This window comes from Streptomyces sp. WAC 04229 (assembly GCF_003947455.1).
GTDB lineage: Bacteria > Actinomycetota > Actinomycetes > Streptomycetales > Streptomycetaceae > Streptomyces.
In genome coordinates this window covers 1-17,332 of the sequence record NZ_QHJH01000006.1, presented here as the reverse complement: position 1 = coordinate 17,332, position 17,332 = coordinate 1, and the positions used below count along the sequence as shown (strand labels likewise).

The window sequence follows — 17,332 nt, the reverse complement described above, 5'->3', positions numbered from 1 at the left end:
CGTGTTCACCGGCGCACCTCCCAGCTCTCCACGAGCCGCAACGCCGCCTGGGGCTGTTCGAGTTGGCCGCTCATCGCCTGCCAGGCGTCGTCGGTGGCATCGACCATGGTGACGTCGTCCAGCAGCGGCCGGAGCGAATCGGCGGCGGTCACGGTCAGTGTGGCGGGGCGCATCTTGATCACCGCTTCCGGTGTACGCCACCGTTCCAGCCGTTCGGCGGCGCTGACCCCCACGACGGCCTCCCGGCGGAACAGCCCCGGCCAGAGGGAGAACTGCTTCTTGGGCAGCGGGGGTTCGTATCCCGTCTCGTAGCCGTCGTCCACGCGGTGGCCGGCGCCGACCGCGATGCCGTCGGTGTCGGTCCGCAGTCCGCCCGCGCGGCTGACGAAGGCGGGCTCGGTGAGTTGCGCGTCCTCGGTGAGTTCGAAGAACTCACCGGGCACGAATTGCTCGGGCAGCGAGGGGAGTCCGGTGGCGGGCCTGGTGGTGCCGAGGATGATCTCCTTGATCGTCCAGGTCTGCGTCGGCACGGGCCGCCGCTCGAACCGGGAGATCGGCACGCCCAGGGGCACCACGCGCTGGGTGAAGCGCAGGGTGGCGTCGGGATGGACGAGGGTTCCCTGGTTGAGCTTGTCGTCGGCGGCTTTGGTGAACACCAGCGCGGTCCGTTCGGCGGTCGGCCTCTCCGCCGCCCATGCCTTCGACCGGGCGAGTTCGGGTGTCAGAGCCTCGAGCGGATCGCGTCCGGCCTTCTGCGGGACGGCGGGCGGCGAGCCCCAGCGGACGTCGAAGTCCAGCTCGACGTCCCAGAACAGAACCGAGATGCTGCCGGTGCCGAAGGCGTGCCAGGGCGCGGGCCCCTCCAGCGTGAAGTCCAGGGCGATCCCGGCCAGTCGGCGCCCGAAGGCCCGGACCGCCACTCCGGCGCGTACGTGTACGGAGAACGCGAACACCGGGTCGAAGACGAAGAGAGCGTCGAGTCCCAGCCAGCCGGTCACCCCGCAGCCGGCGATCGTGGCGTTCAGCTGGACCTGGCCGCCGAACATCACCGCGTTGGAGGTGACGGCGAAGTAGGCCTCCATGCGCAGTCCCCAGCCCTGGCCCGGGGCCAGATCCACTTGGAGCCGGTCCAGCGCGGGGACCCGGGCGGGGCGGGCGTAACGGGGGTGGAAGCCGCCGGCGGACATGACGAACTGCGGCTGCCGGCCGCCGCGCACGAGCAGATACAGCTCGCCGCGCACGGCGAGCCCGACGATCCACGACCCGGACAGCGACACCAGCAGTTCGAAGAGGGGGACGGCCGGTTCGATCCGGCCGAGCACGCCGGCCTGGAGGCGGACGAGCGGCACGGTCGGGTCGGGCAGCCCGACCAGCAGCCGTCCCAGAAGGAGTGCGCGGGCCGGCGCGGGCAGTTCGAGGATCACCGCTCCGGACAGCGACACCATGCGGCCGCCCCAGTTGAGCCGGATCATCGGCCCGACCAGGATGCGCCCTGCCGCCACGGGGAACGCCGAGCCGAGCGATCCGATGATCTCCTGGGCGCGTTCCACCGCGCGGTCGGGGAACAGCACGTGGTCGGCGTTCCCGTCGCCGACGAGCTGCTGGAGCGCGGTGACGTCCGCGCGTCGGTTCACCGCGACCAGTCCCCCGACCGCGTCCAGTGCGAAGCCCAGGCCGAGTTGGATGCCGGGTGTCGGGAACTGTGCGGTGAGCAGGGCCAGGAAGCTGGTGGGGTCCTTGCCGTCCGGCGGGCGGAACAGCGCGACCGCCTGGACGCGCAGCACGCCGAGGTCGACGGAGATCAGGCCGCCGTAACCCTGGTCGGGGGTGCGCCGGACCACGCCGCCGCCGGAGATGGGCGGCACCTTCAGCTCGGCTCCGATGCCGTCCGGGAACAGCTCACGCAGCCTGCTCGGGTCGAGGCCGGGACGGTTGGCCGGGGCGAACGTGACCGGCAGCTCGATCCCGGCGCGGTCGAGGTGGACGCTCAGGGGCAGGCCCGGCAGTCCCGCGCTGGCCGACACCGACAGGGCCAACCGCGGCTCGCCTCCGTCGGAGGTCAGCTCCAGGGCGGCGCCGCGGCTGGACACGCCGGGGCCGTTCAGCCGGAGCGGGAGGGGAACATTGAGACCGCCGGTGCCGGAAAAGCGCAGGCCGGCGGCCCGGTCGGCGCGCAGCACGACGGGTGTGGGAGGTCCCGACATCGGGCTCGCGCCGCCGATGCCGAGGAGGCGGGCCAGCGCGGCCGGCAGCACCGAGGCGGTGAACCCCTGCAACTCCAGCTCGACGGCGGCGGGGGTGCCCGGCTCCGAGGTGACGGTCAGTCCGATGCCGTCGACGCTCATACCCGGCCCGTCGGTCATTCCGGCGGTGAGCTTCCCGGTGCGGCGCAGGCGGATCGCGGCGCTTCCGCCGGGCGGTGCGGGCGGCAGTCCCGGCCCGAAGGCGGCGTCCCAGCCCTGTGCGGCGGTGACGGTCGCCTCCGCGCTCCAGGGCCCGTGGACGGTCTGGGGCAGGGTCAGGGCCGCTCCCGCAGTCACCACGATGTCGAACACGGGTCCGTCCGGGGTCACCCCGAGCACGGCACGCCCGCCGGCGGCTGCGGCAGGGTCGTCCAGCACCAGGGCGAGGCCGAGGGGCGCGCCGGGGGCGCGTCGCCAGCCGTGCAGTCGCACCGGCGAGGCGGCGTCCAGGTCGCCGAGTGTCTCCCTCAGGAGTTCCACCAGTGAGTTGCCCGGCGGCAGCTTGTCGTGCACGGCGAGCAGACGGCCGGCGAGCACGGTGCCCGCGGCCGAGGGGTCCTCGCCGAGCTGGGGCAGGGAGCCGACCAGGCCGTCGACGGCGTCCTTGGCCAGCGCGCGCAGTTGTCCGGCGACCAGCTGGAGGAGTGCCTGCGGGTCCATCGTGGCTCACCCCTGGTTGGCTTCGCCGTTGTCGATCACGAGGGCGCCGTTCATGGTGCCGACGCCGAGCCAGCGACCGTTCGGACTGAACCGCAGCGCCAGCACCTCCTCGGTGGGCACGTTGTACAGCTCCTTGCCCTCGATGTTGAACAGCCGTACGGCGTTGTCGATGGAGGCGCTGGCCGCGTGCTTGCCGTTGGGGCTGAACGCGACGTGTGTGACGGCTCCGAAGCTCTGGTCCGCCGGAGAGCCTGGGTTCAGTTTGGGCGCCCGGCCGCGCTCGTCTCCCGTTTCCGCGTCCAGGACCCGGGCGAACCCGTCGGCGCCGCCGACCACGGTCCACTTGCCCTTGGGGTCGAACGCGAGGCAGCTCGGGGCGGTGACCTGCTCGTCGGGCTCCTCCGGGGCGGACCAGACCTGCTTCCCGGTCCCCGCCTCGAACATGCGGGTGGTGTCGTCCGCCGCGCAGCAGAGCACGCGCAGCCCGTCCGGGCTGAACGCGACGGTGAAGACGGCGTCCTGCGGAGTCAGCCGTGCCAGTTCCTTGCCGGTCGCCAGATCGTGCACCCGCGCGGACCCGGCGTGCCGATGGTTTCCGCCGTGGCGTTCGTCGACGGCCAGCGCGATCCGGCTGCCGTCCCGACTGAGATCCACATCGGCGATCAGCGGCGGGTCCACGGTGATGCGCCGCGTGGTCTCCCCGGAGGCCTGGTCGAGTACGGCGACCAGAGTGTCGGTGGCCGCGATCAGATGTCCGTCCGGGGCGAACCGAACGGAATTCACCGAGGTGCCGGGGGCGAGTGGACCCTGCCACAGGGCCGTGCCGGTGGTGCCGTCACGCAGGAACACCTGCTCGAAGTCGGCCACGGCGATCCGGGTGCCGTCCGGGCTGAAGTCGAGGCCCGTCACGGATCCGTCGGTGGTCACCTCCAGTGGCGGTGCCCCGATGCCGATCGAGCGCACCCGCAGCCGGGTGTCGCTGCCGCCGCCGGCGAAGCGCTTGTTGTCCGGGCTGAAGGCGATGGCCTGGACCGAGCCGTCCTGTGGTGCGCGGAGCGCGACGGTACCGGGCTCGCTCATGACCGGTTCCTCCTGGTGCCGAATGGTGGTCGGCGGCCGGGCACGGAGATATCGAACGTCGCTCTGCCGCCGCGCTTTATGGAAGACGCCCCGAGCGTGTTCCCGACCGCGGCATTTCGGTGCCCGTAGTACGGCGAACACTGCATGCATCTCGAATGTGCCGCTGCAGCTCACGCATGCACCAACTGCAACTCATCAGCTTAGTCGGAATATCCGCGCCCGCCACATCAGCCCGGACCGGACGAGACGCGGAGCCGCTCACCCTTTGCATCGTCAACTGTTCACCGCTGCAGGGCTATTTCCGATCTGCGGTCCAGTCCAGTCCGCGTATCCTGGTAAGTGTGGCCTTGAGATCTCCGCGATACTGAGGAGTCGCCATGCCTATGCTGCTCATCAAGGGCTTTTACAACGTGACGGGGTCGCAGCCGGACGGGGACACGGTTCATTTCACCGCGGACGAGCCGTCCGAGTGGAGCCTTGTCGGTGGAGGGGGCGGGCGGGCCGTCGAGCACAGTTCCGTGGGTCGCGCGAAACTGCGTCTGGACGCGGTCGACGCGCTCGAGACCCACTACGGTCCGAACCGTGACCACCAGCCGCTCCGGTTCGCTCACGCCGCACGTGACGAGATGCTGGCGTGGCTCGGCTTCACCGACGTCCAGCGACGACCGGACGAGAGCGTGACCGCCACCACCCCGGAGACGGTGCCCGGCTTCGTACTCACCCGCGGGGCCGACGTCCACGGCCGCTGCATAGCCCTGGCCGGGCGGGGCGATCCGCCCGGCACCAGCGGCCTGGAAATCGACGCGACCGTCCCCGTGCTGCGGACGACGGTCAATCACCACCTGCTCAAGGAGGGACTGGCGTACCCGACGTTCTACCGCAGCCTGTTCACCACTCTCCGTACGGAGATGGCCGCCGTGGCCGTCGGGGCACGGGACGCCCGCCGGGGCCTGTGGGCGAGCGACGTGACCACGACCGGAGCAAAGATCACAGGTCTGGGCTCGCTCACCGACGAGGTGGTGATCCTTCCCAAACTGTTCCGGCGCACGATGGACTATCTGCGTCTGGACACCATGCCGTTGTCGTGCTACCCCGCCTTCCTGGCCGGTGGTCGGGACCGTTTCTCCGTCCTGTCCACAGGCGAGCGGCGTGCCGGCCTCCACCATGTCGTGGAGGTCACGAACGGCCACACGGTGCGGATGACCCGTCCGCCCGAGGACCTCCTCTTCGAGGACGCCTGACAGCGTCCATGGTGCCCCCGAAGGTGGGACATCACCACCGAGAGCCCGGCCGAGCGAGCTGCGCTGAGCGGGAGTTGGTCCGCTTCGAACGGCTCAAGCACGACTTGACCCTGGCCACCGCTGGACCTTCGCGGGTTGTCCGCTGCCGGGCAGAATGCCGAGTGGCTCTCGCATGGCGTGGCCCGCGAGTGGGTGCGACCCTGGAAGTGGTGGTGTGCGCCGTTCCGAGCTCTCGCGAGGAGGGATGGTCATGACCAAGCGTCTGGTGGTCTGCTGCGACGGGACATGGAACTTCGCGGACCAGCCGAGCAAGACCAACGTCGCCAAGGTCGCCCTGTCCGTGCGTCCCGAGTCCGCTGCCGGGATGGAGCAGCGCGTCTATTACCACAGCGGTGTCGGTACCCATCGGCGGGAACGCCTGCGCGGCGGCGCGTTCGGTGTGGGGCTGTCCCGGAACATCGTGGGCGCCTACCGTTTCCTCGTCGAGACGTACGAGCCGGGCGACGAGTTGTTCCTCTTCGGTTTCAGCCGCGGTGCGTTCACCGCCCGCAGTCTCGCGGGGCTGGTGCGCAACAGCGGCATCGTGCGCCGGGAACACGCCGACCGGATCCCGGAGGCCTGGGCTCTGTACCGGGACCGGATCGAGCAACCGAACGGTGCGGCCGCCACATTGTTCCGCCGCTCCTACGCGCGCGAGACGGAGATCGGATTCGTCGGGGTGTGGGACACGGTCGGCGCCCTGGGCATCCCGGTCTCGGACACAGCATGGCTGCATCCTGCGGTGAACAGGTTCAACCGCCGCTGGGCGTTCCACAACACCGAACTGAGCAGCTGGATCAAGGCTGCCTTCCATGCACTGGCCGCCGACGAGCAGCGCTCGGCATTCCGGCCAACGCTGTGGCATCAGAAACCCGGCTCCGCCGAGCAGGGCCAGGAGCTGAAGCAGGTGTGGTTCGCCGGTGTTCACTCCGATGTCGGTGGCGGCTACAAAGAGACGGGACTGTCCGACGTCGCCCTACTGTGGATGGTCGACCAGGCTCGCAGGCACGGGCTCGAGTTCGACTCCCATGCGCTGAGCACGGCCGGACCGCGGGTGATGCAGCCGGGGGAAAGCATCGACTTCCGTGTACGGCCGGACGGTTCGGGCGTTCTGCATGCCTCACGGACGGGGATGTACCGAATGTCCAAGCCGCTGCACCGGCCGCTCGGAGAGGCGGTGAACGACGACGGCGAGGCCGACGGCAACGAGTTCCTGGCGGTGCCCGCCAAGGAACGCTACGACCGGAACACGGGCTACCGGCCACCGCAGCTGGAGCGCTACCTGGGCAGACAGGAACGGGTCCGGCTGGAGCCCGTCCTGCTGCCGGGCCTCTCAGCGGGCCTGCCGCCCATGCCGCCGGCCGCGTCCGGTCACAGCGCGGATGCCGACGCACACGACGGAGCCGACCGCGCCACCTGACGCCGCGGCCCCAGTCAGGGCGCCGCTGTTCTGCCGGTCGCCATCGCGCTCGTTGCGCCGTGCCGAAGTCCACGCCATCGGCGTGTTGTTCTTCTCAGCGCGGTCTGGGTGGCAGAGTCACCTCGCCTGCCATAACGTCGAAGCAGGGGCACACCTCCGAAGGGTGCGGAACGGTGACCTCGATAGACGACAAGCACGCCGGACTCCTGGCGTCCGGTCTGAACCTGGGCGCCCCCGTGGGACCGGAGGAGGTCCTGTACGACGGGGGCTCGACGCGCCCCTTCGAGTTCGGTCGGATCCTTTTCCATCCACGGATTGGTGAGGCATTCGAGCTGCATGGCTTGATCCTCTCCACCTACCTCGAGCTCGGCGCGGAGTACGGCGGTCTCGGCCATCCGGTCACCGACGAGATCGACGACGCAGCCGTCCCGTTCGGGCGAAGGAACGTGTTCGAGCAGGGGTCGCTGCGCTTCGACCCCGCTGTGGGCGTGACGCAGGAAGTCTTCGAACGCCAGTTGGTGCCGTCGGTGACGGTCAAGGTGGTCGACGGCACCTTCGTCCCGCTCGGCCCCGGCGGAGCCCTCACCCTCACCGACTTCGCCAACGCGGTCGTCGGACCCGGGTTCGAGCCGTTGATCGCGGTGGTCGGCTCGTTGCTGCCGGGCCTCCTGCTGCGCCGCGTATTCGACACGCACACGGGCGACGAGATCCAGGTAATGATAGACGAGGCCCGTGCCGCCGACCCGGGCTACTCGGCCCCCGACTTCAACAACTTCCTCGCGATCGACTGCCCGCCGGGATTCGACACAGACGGGCTGGCCGCGGCGTTGTCCCAGCTGGCCGGCACCGTGGAGTACGCGTACACCACGCCGTTGGCGTCCGACCCCGTCGTCGGCACCTCGAACCCACTCTTCAGCCGGCAGGGCTATCTGCGGCCGGCGCTCGACGGAATCGGTGTGCAGGCGGCATGGGCGAAAGGCGCCGACGGTTCGGGGTTGCAGTTCATCGACGTCGAGCAAGGCTGGTTCCTCGGCGGGCATCAGGACCTGCCGACCGGGATCCGGTTGCTCGGCGGACACAACACCGCCGCAAGCTTTCCGCACGGCACCGCCGTGATCGGCGAGGTGATCGGCGCCGACAACACCGTCGGAATCTGCGGCATTGCGCCGGCCGCGGCCACCCGGGTCATGTCGTACAACCAGTCGAATCCACCGTTCAACTCCTTCCAGAGCCGCCAGGAGCTCGCCAACGCGGTGATGGTGGCCCAGGCGCAGCTGCGCTTCGGCGACGTCCTGTTGCTGGAGGCCCAACTCCAGGCGACCATCAGCGGCGTCAAGCACCTCGTGCCGGCCGAGACGGACCCAGCGGTGTTCGCCGCGGTACGGCTCGCTACCGCGCGTGGGGTGAGCGTCGTCGCGGCGGCCGGGAACAGCGGTGCCCCGCTCGACCAGTTCGTCGGACCGCAGGGCCGCCACTCGCTCGACCGGCAGAGCCCGGACTTCCAGGACAGCGGCGCGATCGTGGTCGGCGGAGGCTCATCCGCGCCCCCGCACGGAAGGCTGACCGCACCGAATCCGGTGACCAATGGGAAGGTGAGTGGCTTCGGCACCCGCATCGACTGCTACTCCTGGGTGGAGAACGTGGTGACGTGCGGGAACCCCGCGGCACCGAGGAAGAAGGACGGTTACTGGACCGCACCGCCGTTCGGCGGGACCTCCGCCGCGGCGCCGGTGATCGCCGGCGTCTGCCTGCTGGTGCAGAACCTCTTTCAGACCCTCAACCCGGCGACCGGGGCACCGGGGAAGATCCCCGCGACACGGATGCGCGACGTACTGACCCGCCCGCTCAACAGCAGTCCCGGCGCACCCGGTGCCTTCCTCGGGGTGATGCCCGACCTGCAGAAGTTGATCGGCAACGAGTTCGTCTAGACCAGCGAAGGGAGAGAGTCGGTAGTCCGCCGCCTCATCGCCGGGCCGAGAGCGCCGCCTCGACGTCGCCCTCGGCATTGACCTTCATCTCGGTCGGCAAGAGGTCCATCGTTCTCTCCAGCACGCCTCCTGCAGAGGCGCCTCGATGGATGTCAGGTGGGGCGCACGTCCGTGCCGAAGCCACCACCGGCCGGGCGCTTTTCGAAGTGAAGATGAGGGCCCGTTGCGTTCCCAGTGCGGCCGACTTCTCCGATCTTCTGGCCCGCCTTGACCGAACCGCCTCTGACGTTCTGCTGGGAGAGGTGGGCGTACCAGTAGTCGAACCCGCCGGCGCGCAGCACGAGGAAGTCACCGAAACTGCGGTCCTTCCCGCTGCGGACTATGGAACCGTTGCGGACCGCGACACATGGTGTCCCCTCCTCAGCGGCGTAATCCACTCCGGTGTGGTAGCCCAAGCTCCAGCGAGGCCCCTTCACCCGGTAGGCGGTCGTGGCGCGGTGCCGCGGTACGGGAGACATGACGCGGCCGCCGGGAGCTGGCGACGACGCCGGGACACGAAGGCGGTCCCAGGAGGTCTTGCCCGGAATACCGTCGGCGTCAGTCCCCTTGAACCCGATCTTGCGCTGCCATGCGGCGAACGACTCCCGGTCGATGTCCGTCCACTCGGGGCCGGGCCCCGTCCGGTACTTGCCGCACTTCTCCGCCACCAGACGTTTACCCATCGACGCGATCACGGGACTGCGTTGTCCCTTGTGAAAAAATTTCGCTCCTGGGAATGGCGCCAAAGCAGGCATGGCCCTGTCTCCTTTCACTCAGCAGACACCGTGTTCGGTTGAGCCGAGCTGGTGAGTCCCAGCACGCTGCCCTTCCGCAAGCCCCGTGCTCGTCTGCTCGCCGAAGAAAGCCCGTTCAAGAGCAGGGCAGCGTCGGCCAAGGAGTGCGCCTGTCGGTTCGACACGGTCGCTCTATTTCCACCATGCGCCTGATGGAAGCCCCTCGCAAACCCGCAAAGGGGCTGTTCAAACACGTCTTCTGACGGCATCTCGGCAAAGTCTGAAGGCTCCGCAGTTGTTGCTCATGAAACCTCAGACGTTGGGGACCTCGAGCCTGTCCCAGCTGAGTCGGCCGGGGATGCCATCGGCAGCGCGTCCCTCGAAGCCCAGCTTTTGCTGCCAGGCGATGTACGACCTCACGTCGCCCGGCCCCCACACGTCGAATCTGGTGCTGGACGTGTAGCGGTCGCAGTCTTTGGCGACGAGCCGGCCATGCATTCCGCCGATGATCGGTGATTGACGCCCCGCCTGGAAGAAGGACGCACCGGGGAACGGCTCGAACTGGGGCTCGGTATGGGAGGAAGGAGGCGGCTGCGACCCGAACGCGGGCCAGGAACCCGGGTCGACGTGGTCGTTCTCCGGGACATGGGCGTGGGCGTACCACCCGCCCTGCGTCCTCCACTTGTCGGCCGGACACGTATTGCGGGACAGGGACGTCGGGCGGCCCATGGGCCAGGCGTCCGGTACGTCCCACGAGCTGACCCACGCGTGGAGGTCGCCCCACCCCTTGCAAGGAGTGTCGACCAGCCTTGGGAACACCTTGCCGTTCACACGGCAGTGCGGGAAGAACAACGCCTCGATCTGGATGACGACTCTGCCGGCCCGGTTGGTACGAGTGCCACCAGGCGCGTCGAACACGGCTTTGCTGCGGGAGGTGGCGGGGAAGAACTGGGCGAACGCTCCGGTGAAGGGATCCCAGAGGATCTGTGGAGCCCGGCCTTTGCCGCTGCCGGTGAAGAAGCCCTTGAGGTTGGCGAACGGGACCAGATCCAGGGGAGCTTCGGCGGTGGCCGCCCTGTCCGCCGTAATGTGCGCGATAGCCCTTGCCGGGAATTCGGGGTCGCATGGCGCATGGTCCCCGACGTCCGCCCTGAGGGCGTGGGGCATCCATGGATGAGGCATGGTGAGATCCTTCCCTCGTCGCATCGCACCGCTCTTGATCGGGAGGCGCAGCGGGAGACATGGGGAAGCCGGCGAAACGAACAACGTGCCGTGCGCCAGGCTCTCCCCTGCTTTCTACGATGCGACTGGCAGTGAGCTGCGGCAAACCGTGAAAGTGGCAGGAAACAGTTGGGACAACGGTTGCTTTGGGCATACGTCACGCCGCGAGTGCAGCTCATGATGCCGAAGTCGGTGCCAGCTTCGCGGCCTTCGCTTGCCCTGGGATGGCCGGCAGCACCGCGACTGCGTGCTCCCGTTGCAGACGGCGCCGGGCAGGTGAAGAGTAGGTTCATACCTACCGCGCAGGCTTCCGGCTCCGCTTTCCCTGGAGCCGCTGCCAACGCGAAGTTTCCACATCAACGAAACAACACGGCGCCAAGCGTATCTGGAATCATTATGGCCAGAATCTCCCGGCGACACATACTTCACGCGGCCAACGCTTCCCTCCTGGCTGCAGCACTCGCTTTCCCGGCAGGTCTGACGATTGCCGCAACGGATTCTCAGAGCCCGAACGGAAGCCATGCCGGAGCCCCGGCGCAGACCACTGATCCTCCGCCGTCGCCCCCTTCCAAGCCCAGTGATCCGACAGAACCCACCGAGCCTCCCCCTTCGCCACCGGACTCCGGACCGACAACCCCACCAAGCGATTCGCCGGAACCCGAGACGTCTCCCACCTCCGAGCCGAGCGGGACGTCGGAATCCTCTGAGCCGTCAGATCCCGACGATACCGACGGACAGACCTCCGACCCGCCGCCCGAGCAGAAGGTGGAGATCGACGAGGCCACGACGACGCTGAACGAGGAGAAGGAACAAGTCCCCGAAGAACTCGCGTCGACCGTGGCAAAGCTGCTCACCATCATCAGCACGGTGAAGGACCCGGATACACTGCCTCAGGACAGGCAGGGAGTCATCGAGAGCGCGGAGAATCTCTCCATCGCGCTGGCGGCCATCAATGACCCGGGAACACCCCCGGAGCTGCGGAAAGACTTGACCGAGATCGTGAAGCAGGTGACTTCGGCTCTCGGGGCGGCCGGCGATACCCGGGTACCGGCCGAGGAAAGTTCCACACTCATCCTCGTGATCAAGCGCACCACTTCCACACTGGAGATGATCTGCGACCCCAAGACGCCACAGGACGTGCGGGGCCAGATGATCAGCACAGCGAAAGACACAACCTACGTGGCCGAGAGCTCATCCACTGCCGAGAGCTCACCTGGTGCCGAGAGCTCAGCCGGTGCCGAGAGTCCAGCTGCAAACACGGGGTCGAAGCAGGCTACTTCGAACACTCTGGTCTCGTTGAGCGCATCGTCGGACATAGCGCGCGACGGAAGAACACCGCCGAAGGAACGAGAACAGCTCACGGAGATCACGCAGCAGGTCAGCGCACTGCTGAAGAAGAGCAACGACTCCGGGGCCTCGGCGGCCGAGCGGTCCGAAGCCAAGAAGGAGTTGGAGGAAAAGACCTCCCGCATGAAGGACCAACAGGAGCAATCCGCCTCCGCCCAGGACCGCCCCGAGGAGTCGCTCGGCAAAGCGGCCGCGTTCTGCACGAGCGCCATCTTCGAGTCCACCCCTGAGTCCGACCTCGTACGGGGACTGAGGAAAATGCTTCCCGCCCAGTGGGAAGCCGAGGGGGTCAAGGACTTCTGGAAGGCGAAGGACAAGAGCAATGAGACGCTCGACGTCCTCGCCCAGTTGCAGAACAACGAGAACACCAACGGCCCGTTCGAAGTCGCACCGCTCATCACCGAGCTCGCCGAGCTCGTGCCGCATGACAAACTGTTCGGGACCCTGGGTTCCTCTGCCCTGTCCTGTGAGCAGACGGCAACGTACCTCGACGAGCAGTTTGGGGTCTCGGTGGACACCTGGCTCAGCAAGACCGGTGAGTGATCGGTCAGACGCCGGCGGATCTCAACAGTTCGGCCACGGATACCTCAGAAGCAGACCTGGCCCTCGCAGCCCCGTATCTCTCCAGCTCCCTCCTCTCCTCCGCGTAGTCGCCCACCCCGGAGAACTTGTAGGAGAGAGACGAAATCGAGGAAATGAAGCGGCCTTCAGGGGACCAGACAGCAGTAACATGACGAGGTTTTCGCGTCACATTGATGAGATTATTGTTGTGTCTCACCCTGCCGCGGTAGACGAGCTGCCCCCCGCATATCACCGGTTCACAGTAGTAGAGCGGGTCACCCTCGTTCCACGAAGGATGCGGGGAGCTGAACTCCTCCACGTCAAGCCTGCCCCGATCTTTTCGCATGTACGAAATCTGCAGTACAACACTCAGCGTGTCGTACCCGACGTCTTTGGGGAGCTGAAACACGCGCTCCAATGCGTACTCCTGCCCCACGTCGAGCGAATCACCGGAATGATAAAATCTACCGCTGCTTATTGTCGTGTACTTGAGTCGGTCGACATAGAGTTCGGCCTCCCCCTCGCGCGCCCCTTGCTTTCCGACGCTCTCCCGCCACTCTTCCAGCAGATCCTCATCACCTTTGGAATACAAGGCGGCTCTGCCGCGGACCGTGTAGATGTCATTGATGATGTACACGGGTATCCCACCGGTATTTTTCATGTGCAGCGTCAACGGCACATGCACGAAGGGCAGTTTCTTGTCCTCCCACGCCTTCCCGAATTCCGCTTCGATGGTGAAGTGCATGGGGGCCGCCGCAGGCTGATACATGGTGGAGTAGGCGAGGCTGACCGCCGTCAGGAGTGCCGTGGCGACCACTCCGGCAGCGAATTTCTTCGGTTGCGGTATGCCCTTCCACGATTTTTGGCGCACAAGAATACACAAGGCCCATACGGACCAGCAGAAGGTGGGCAAATAGACCAGCAGGTAACGCGTGTACTCCTTCTCCTCGAGCCAGAGGAGAAGAAGGAGGGAGTCGGTGGCCAGCACAATGACTGTGCCGAGCAGGACAATCGCTCCGGAGGCCCTGAACTGCCGTCTCCCCCAGTAGTCGAGTGCTGCGATTGCCGCAACTCCCAGCACCACGCCCGAGAGGACGAACAGCACTCCGGTAATCCGTTGCGAGAAGGTGAGAGCCCCCGAGGCGTCCGGCCATCCGATGACCACGTTGAAAACCATGGAAGCGAACAGACCGGCCACCATGAGCGCCATGATCGAGCGCCTTCTCCAAGCCCGGTCGGGCCAGGTCCTGCTGTCACCCCCGCGCCAGCATATGGATGCCGGATCATCCAGATCCAAGTTCTCCGGGTAACCCTGACGGACGAGTATTCTGCGCAGCTCGGCCGATGACCAGGCACTGCCGACCGTCTCGCCGCCTATGGTGATGCGGCGAAGGCCTCGGCTGTCAGGTGTCTCCACGACGGCCCATGGACGGGTACTCATCCCCCCAGACTCAAACCTGACCCGGCATCGTGCACGCGGAGCTACCCCAATTGGTTCCAGCGCTGACCTGACCGAAAGAGGGTGTCAGCTCCACGACTCTTCCGGAGGGCTCTCACCGGCTGGACCATCGAACGCACCATGGCCTGGTTCGCCGGCTGCCGTCGGCTCCACCACCGCCACTTCTGGACAACGTCAGGCGTCGCCGGCGAAGAAGGCGGCTATTGCGGCGGCGACTGCTTCGGGCTGCTCGTCGGGGATGAAGTGCCCGGCGTCGGGCACGACGACTCCGGTGGTGTTGTCGGCCCACGGGCTGATGGAGGCGGCCATGTCGGGGATGGAGCCGTGGCTGCTGGAGATTCCGAGGACGGGCACGGACAGGTGCCGGCGGTTGAGGGCCCGGAGATTCTTGCGCGCCGACTCGGCGGCGTCCCGGTAGTAGGCGAGACAGGCGCGGAGCCCGCCGTCGGCGGCGAGGGCAGCCGCGTAGTGGTCGAGGTCGGTGTCGTCGAACGCGTCGGGAGAGAGGGTCTTCGTCTTCAGGAACCAGCCGGCATACTCCCGTTCGCGGCCGGTGAGCAGGGTCTCGGGCAGGTCGGGCACGAGGTGGAAGGCGAAGTGCCAGGTCTTCCACACCCGGGCCGGGTCAGTGGGGATCGTTTCCGGAAGGGTGATGCCGGGGATTCCGGCGTCGAGCAGAGCGACCCCACGCAGGTGACTCTCGTGGTTGAGGGCGAGGGAGAAGGCGACCCAGGCGCCGACGTCGTGGGCGGCCAGCCAGTAGGACGACACTCCGAGTGCCCTTGCGGCGGAGTGGACGTGGGCGGCGACGGTGTGGGTGTCGTAGCTTCGCTCCGGGCGCTCGGAGTGGCCCTGGCCCGGGAGGTCGATCGCGATGACGCGGAACCGGTCGGCGAGACTGGGCATGACCTTCTGCCAGGCCTGCCAGGTTTGCGGGAACCCGGCGAGCAGGACGACTGCCGGGCCGGTCGACTGGCCGCCTTCGACGGCATGAAGCCGGATGCCGTCCGCGTCGACCCAGCGGTGGGTGAACCCGTCCAGGTCGTGCAGGGGCAGGTCGGGGACGGGGTTGGCTTCGCAGACATGCTGAGAGGTGGTCGCTGAGTCAGTCATGGCAGACCTTTATTGGTGTGGGATTTGCCGGTTGCGCCGGCGTTGAAGTCGCTCCCGTGGTGCCGTTCCGGACGGCGGCGGGGCCCGCGGTCGTGATCACGTCTCCAACGTAACACATCTTGAACTAGTCAGTTCAAGATAGAATGGTGTGCAGCACGCTCCAGAGACATCAAGACACCGGCAAGGAAGTGCCACGTGGCAGGCAAGAAGCAGTTCGACATGGACACGGCACTCGACGCCGCGATGATCCAGTTCTGGCGCGTCGGCTACGCCGACACCTCTGTGGACGACCTGGCACGGGTAACCGGCCTGAACCGCAGCTCCATCTACTCATCGCTCGGCGCCAAGGACGCGCTCTTCCTGCGCTGCCTGGATCGCTACGCCGCGCGCTACGGGGAGAAGTACGACACCGCCCTGTCGGGTGCGGCCTCGGAACCCCTCGCGGCTGTTCGTGAGTTCTTCGACGTCACCCTTGAGCGCATCGCCGATCCCGAACTCCCCGATGGGTGCCTGATCGCCCAGTCGGCCATGGCGATTCCGGTGCTGAGCCCCGCCGTCGCGGCGCACGCCAAGGAGGCGCTCGGCTTCCAGCGTCTGCGTCTGCGCACCGCGCTGAGGGCGGGGGGACTGGCCGACGCGGACGCCGAAGCCTTCGCTGAACACATGGCGGCCGTGAACCAGTCTCTCGCGGTCATGAGCAGAGCCGGGGCGAGCCCGGCGCAGCTCCTGGCCGTCGTGGGCGTGACCGTTGACGCCCTTTGGCATACGTTGCGCACAGCCAGGCATGCCTAGGCACGCAGGCGCCCAGCGCGCGGTCAGCTCCGGCCGCCCACCCCGCCCCGGTCGAGTTCTGCTCGGATCAGGCTGAGCCACTCCGTTCCCATCCGTCGTCCGTCGGGGAACTGGTCGTCTCGGTCCCAGCGCCACGCTGTGATCATCGCCAGTACGAGGAGGCGGCACTCGCGCAGCAGGTGCTGGTCGACGCCCGGATAGTGTGCGCCGACCTCCTCGGGGGCATGGGCGAGGTCGAATTCGACAGGGCCGCGGCAGCACGTCTCCAGGTCGATGAACAGCAGTCCGTTCGGCGTCCTGAGGACGTTGCCCGGGTGTGGCTCACCGTGCAGCAGCTGGTCGGCCTCGCCGCGCTCGCGGATCACGCTCCTCAGGCTTTGCAGCGTGTTGCGCAGCAGTCGCCGGTCCGCTTCGGCGAGATCCGGGGTGCGGTCGCGGTTGACGACGAGTTGTCGAGCCTGCTCGACCCGGTCCGTGAAGTGCGGCGTCGGGACGTCGAGCCGGCTCATGCCGGCATGCAGACGCTTCAGCGCGTCGGCGTAGTCGGCCGGTGACACCTCGGGTGGCGCCATGGGCTCGTAGTAGGTCCAGAAAGTGACCGCGAAGCCGTCCCGCTCATGGACGCGTGGCTCCACACGAGGTTCGAGGGCGGCCACGGGGCACCCTGATGCGGCGAGCCGCTGCGCCAGCTCGACCTCGAACTCCGCGACCTGCTGCGCGACGGGCGCCACCCGGGCCAGGACGTCACAGGGCAGCAGACGCAGGGTGAGCTTGTTCGAGTCGTGGAGAACGGTCACGTCTTCGGTGGCCAGGCCGAGTGATGAGGCGGCCGACGTGGCCGCGGTCACGGCCCGACGGAACTCCGGCTCCCGCATGTCTCGCTCTGCTCCTCTCCCCAACGCCGCCTGCTGTGGCACACCGCGGCTTCACGGCGCTGTTTGACGGTACTTCAGGCGCGGTCAGCCGCCCTGGCCGGCGCTGCCGATCGGGCCGACCTTCACCGGGGAGCCGGTGCCGTCCGTGACGGGCAGTGTGGCGGCGCCCGGCCAGTCGAGGGTGACGGACTTCGTCTCGTCGGGCGGGGTGACGACGAGCCCGGTGATGCGGACGCCGGAGCCGCCCGAGTCGTTGATCGGGTAGTGGATGCCGAAGGCCACGGTCTCCCCGTCCTTGAGGGTGCCCGGGACGACCGGCTCGCCACTGCGCTTCGCGGACAGCGTGCCCGAGTTGGTCTTCAGATCGACGCCGGCGTACCCGGAGATCGCGCACTCCCGGCCGCCGCCGTTGGTCAGCTCCACCGCGACGGTGCCCTCGGTGTCGCCGTCGACGGTGGCGTCCATCGCCTTGAACTTCAGCTCATCGGTACGGCACTTGCCGGCCTTGTCATTAGCCCCGGAGCCAGAGCCAGAGCCGGACCCGGAGCCCGCTGCCGTCCCCTGCCCCCCGGTGCCCTCC

13 protein-coding genes are annotated in these 17,332 nt (G+C 67.8%); 5 read left to right on the top strand and 8 right to left on the bottom strand.

The features are described from left to right. Positions 1-5: 5 nt before the first annotated feature. Positions 6-2,903, bottom strand: a complete 2,898-nt coding sequence (locus DMH12_RS02765; protein WP_125489919.1) for a DUF6603 domain-containing protein — start codon at positions 2,901-2,903, stop codon at positions 6-8. Between the two features lie 6 nt (positions 2,904-2,909). After that, positions 2,910-3,983: a WD40 repeat domain-containing protein gene (locus DMH12_RS02760; RefSeq protein WP_125489918.1), complete on the bottom strand. Its 1,074-nt coding sequence runs from the start codon at positions 3,981-3,983 to the stop codon at positions 2,910-2,912. 377 nt (positions 3,984-4,360) lie between these two features. Between DMH12_RS02760 and DMH12_RS02755 the strand changes: the two genes are divergently transcribed. The 3 genes from DMH12_RS02755 (at position 4,361) to DMH12_RS02745 (ending at position 8,611) form a co-directional block, all read left to right on the top strand. Further along, the gene (locus DMH12_RS02755; protein ID WP_125489917.1) at positions 4,361-5,224 is read left to right on the top strand and encodes a thermonuclease family protein; all 864 of its coding nucleotides are present in this window, start codon (positions 4,361-4,363) and stop codon (positions 5,222-5,224) included. Positions 5,225-5,468: 244 nt separating this feature from the next. Continuing rightward, a complete protein-coding gene (locus tag DMH12_RS02750; RefSeq protein ID WP_260473991.1) occupies positions 5,469-6,683 on the top strand; it encodes a DUF2235 domain-containing protein in 1,215 nt (404 codons plus the stop codon). A 236-nt stretch (positions 6,684-6,919) separates the two neighbouring features. Beyond that, positions 6,920-8,611: a S8 family serine peptidase gene (locus tag DMH12_RS02745; protein ID WP_185832117.1), complete on the top strand. Its 1,692-nt coding sequence runs from the start codon at positions 6,920-6,922 to the stop codon at positions 8,609-8,611. Positions 8,612-8,763: 152 nt separating this feature from the next. On the opposite strand, the gene DMH12_RS40220 is transcribed toward DMH12_RS02745, so the two are convergent. After that, on the bottom strand, positions 8,764-9,405 hold the full coding sequence (locus DMH12_RS40220; RefSeq protein WP_125489915.1) for a peptidoglycan-binding protein: 642 nt from the start codon (positions 9,403-9,405) through the stop codon (positions 8,764-8,766). Between the two features lie 291 nt (positions 9,406-9,696). Beyond that, positions 9,697-10,551 (bottom strand): peptidoglycan-binding protein, encoded by an 855-nt coding sequence (locus DMH12_RS02735; protein ID WP_312023895.1) that lies wholly within the window; start codon positions 10,549-10,551, stop codon positions 9,697-9,699. A gap of 819 nt (positions 10,552-11,370) precedes the next feature. On the opposite strand from DMH12_RS02735, the gene DMH12_RS02730 reads away from it, so the two are divergent. Further along, positions 11,371-12,495, top strand: a complete 1,125-nt coding sequence (locus DMH12_RS02730; protein ID WP_125489913.1) for a hypothetical protein — start codon at positions 11,371-11,373, stop codon at positions 12,493-12,495. A 4-nt stretch (positions 12,496-12,499) separates the two neighbouring features. On the opposite strand, the gene DMH12_RS02725 is transcribed toward DMH12_RS02730, so the two are convergent. Together DMH12_RS02725 and DMH12_RS02720 are read right to left on the bottom strand one after the other, a co-directional pair. After that, positions 12,500-13,930 (bottom strand): DUF308 domain-containing protein, encoded by a 1,431-nt coding sequence (locus DMH12_RS02725; RefSeq protein WP_125489912.1) that lies wholly within the window; start codon positions 13,928-13,930, stop codon positions 12,500-12,502. A 216-nt stretch (positions 13,931-14,146) separates the two neighbouring features. Then, complete coding sequence (locus DMH12_RS02720) at positions 14,147-15,085, bottom strand: alpha/beta fold hydrolase (RefSeq protein WP_125489911.1); 939 nt, start codon at positions 15,083-15,085, stop codon at positions 14,147-14,149. Between the two features lie 195 nt (positions 15,086-15,280). On the opposite strand from DMH12_RS02720, the gene DMH12_RS02715 reads away from it, so the two are divergent. After that, on the top strand, positions 15,281-15,877 hold the full coding sequence (locus DMH12_RS02715; protein WP_125489910.1) for a TetR/AcrR family transcriptional regulator: 597 nt from the start codon (positions 15,281-15,283) through the stop codon (positions 15,875-15,877). A gap of 23 nt (positions 15,878-15,900) precedes the next feature. Here DMH12_RS02715 and DMH12_RS02710 read toward each other — a convergent pair whose 3' ends face one another. Together DMH12_RS02710 and DMH12_RS02705 are read right to left on the bottom strand one after the other, a co-directional pair. Beyond that, entirely contained in the window at positions 15,901-16,752 is an 852-nt protein-coding gene (locus tag DMH12_RS02710) for a phosphotransferase enzyme family protein (protein ID WP_125489909.1), read from the bottom strand. Between the two features lie 84 nt (positions 16,753-16,836). Beyond that, positions 16,837-17,332, bottom strand: a 496-nt coding sequence (locus tag DMH12_RS02705) for a DUF4232 domain-containing protein (RefSeq protein WP_148107516.1), incomplete at its 5' end; no start/stop codon positions are given.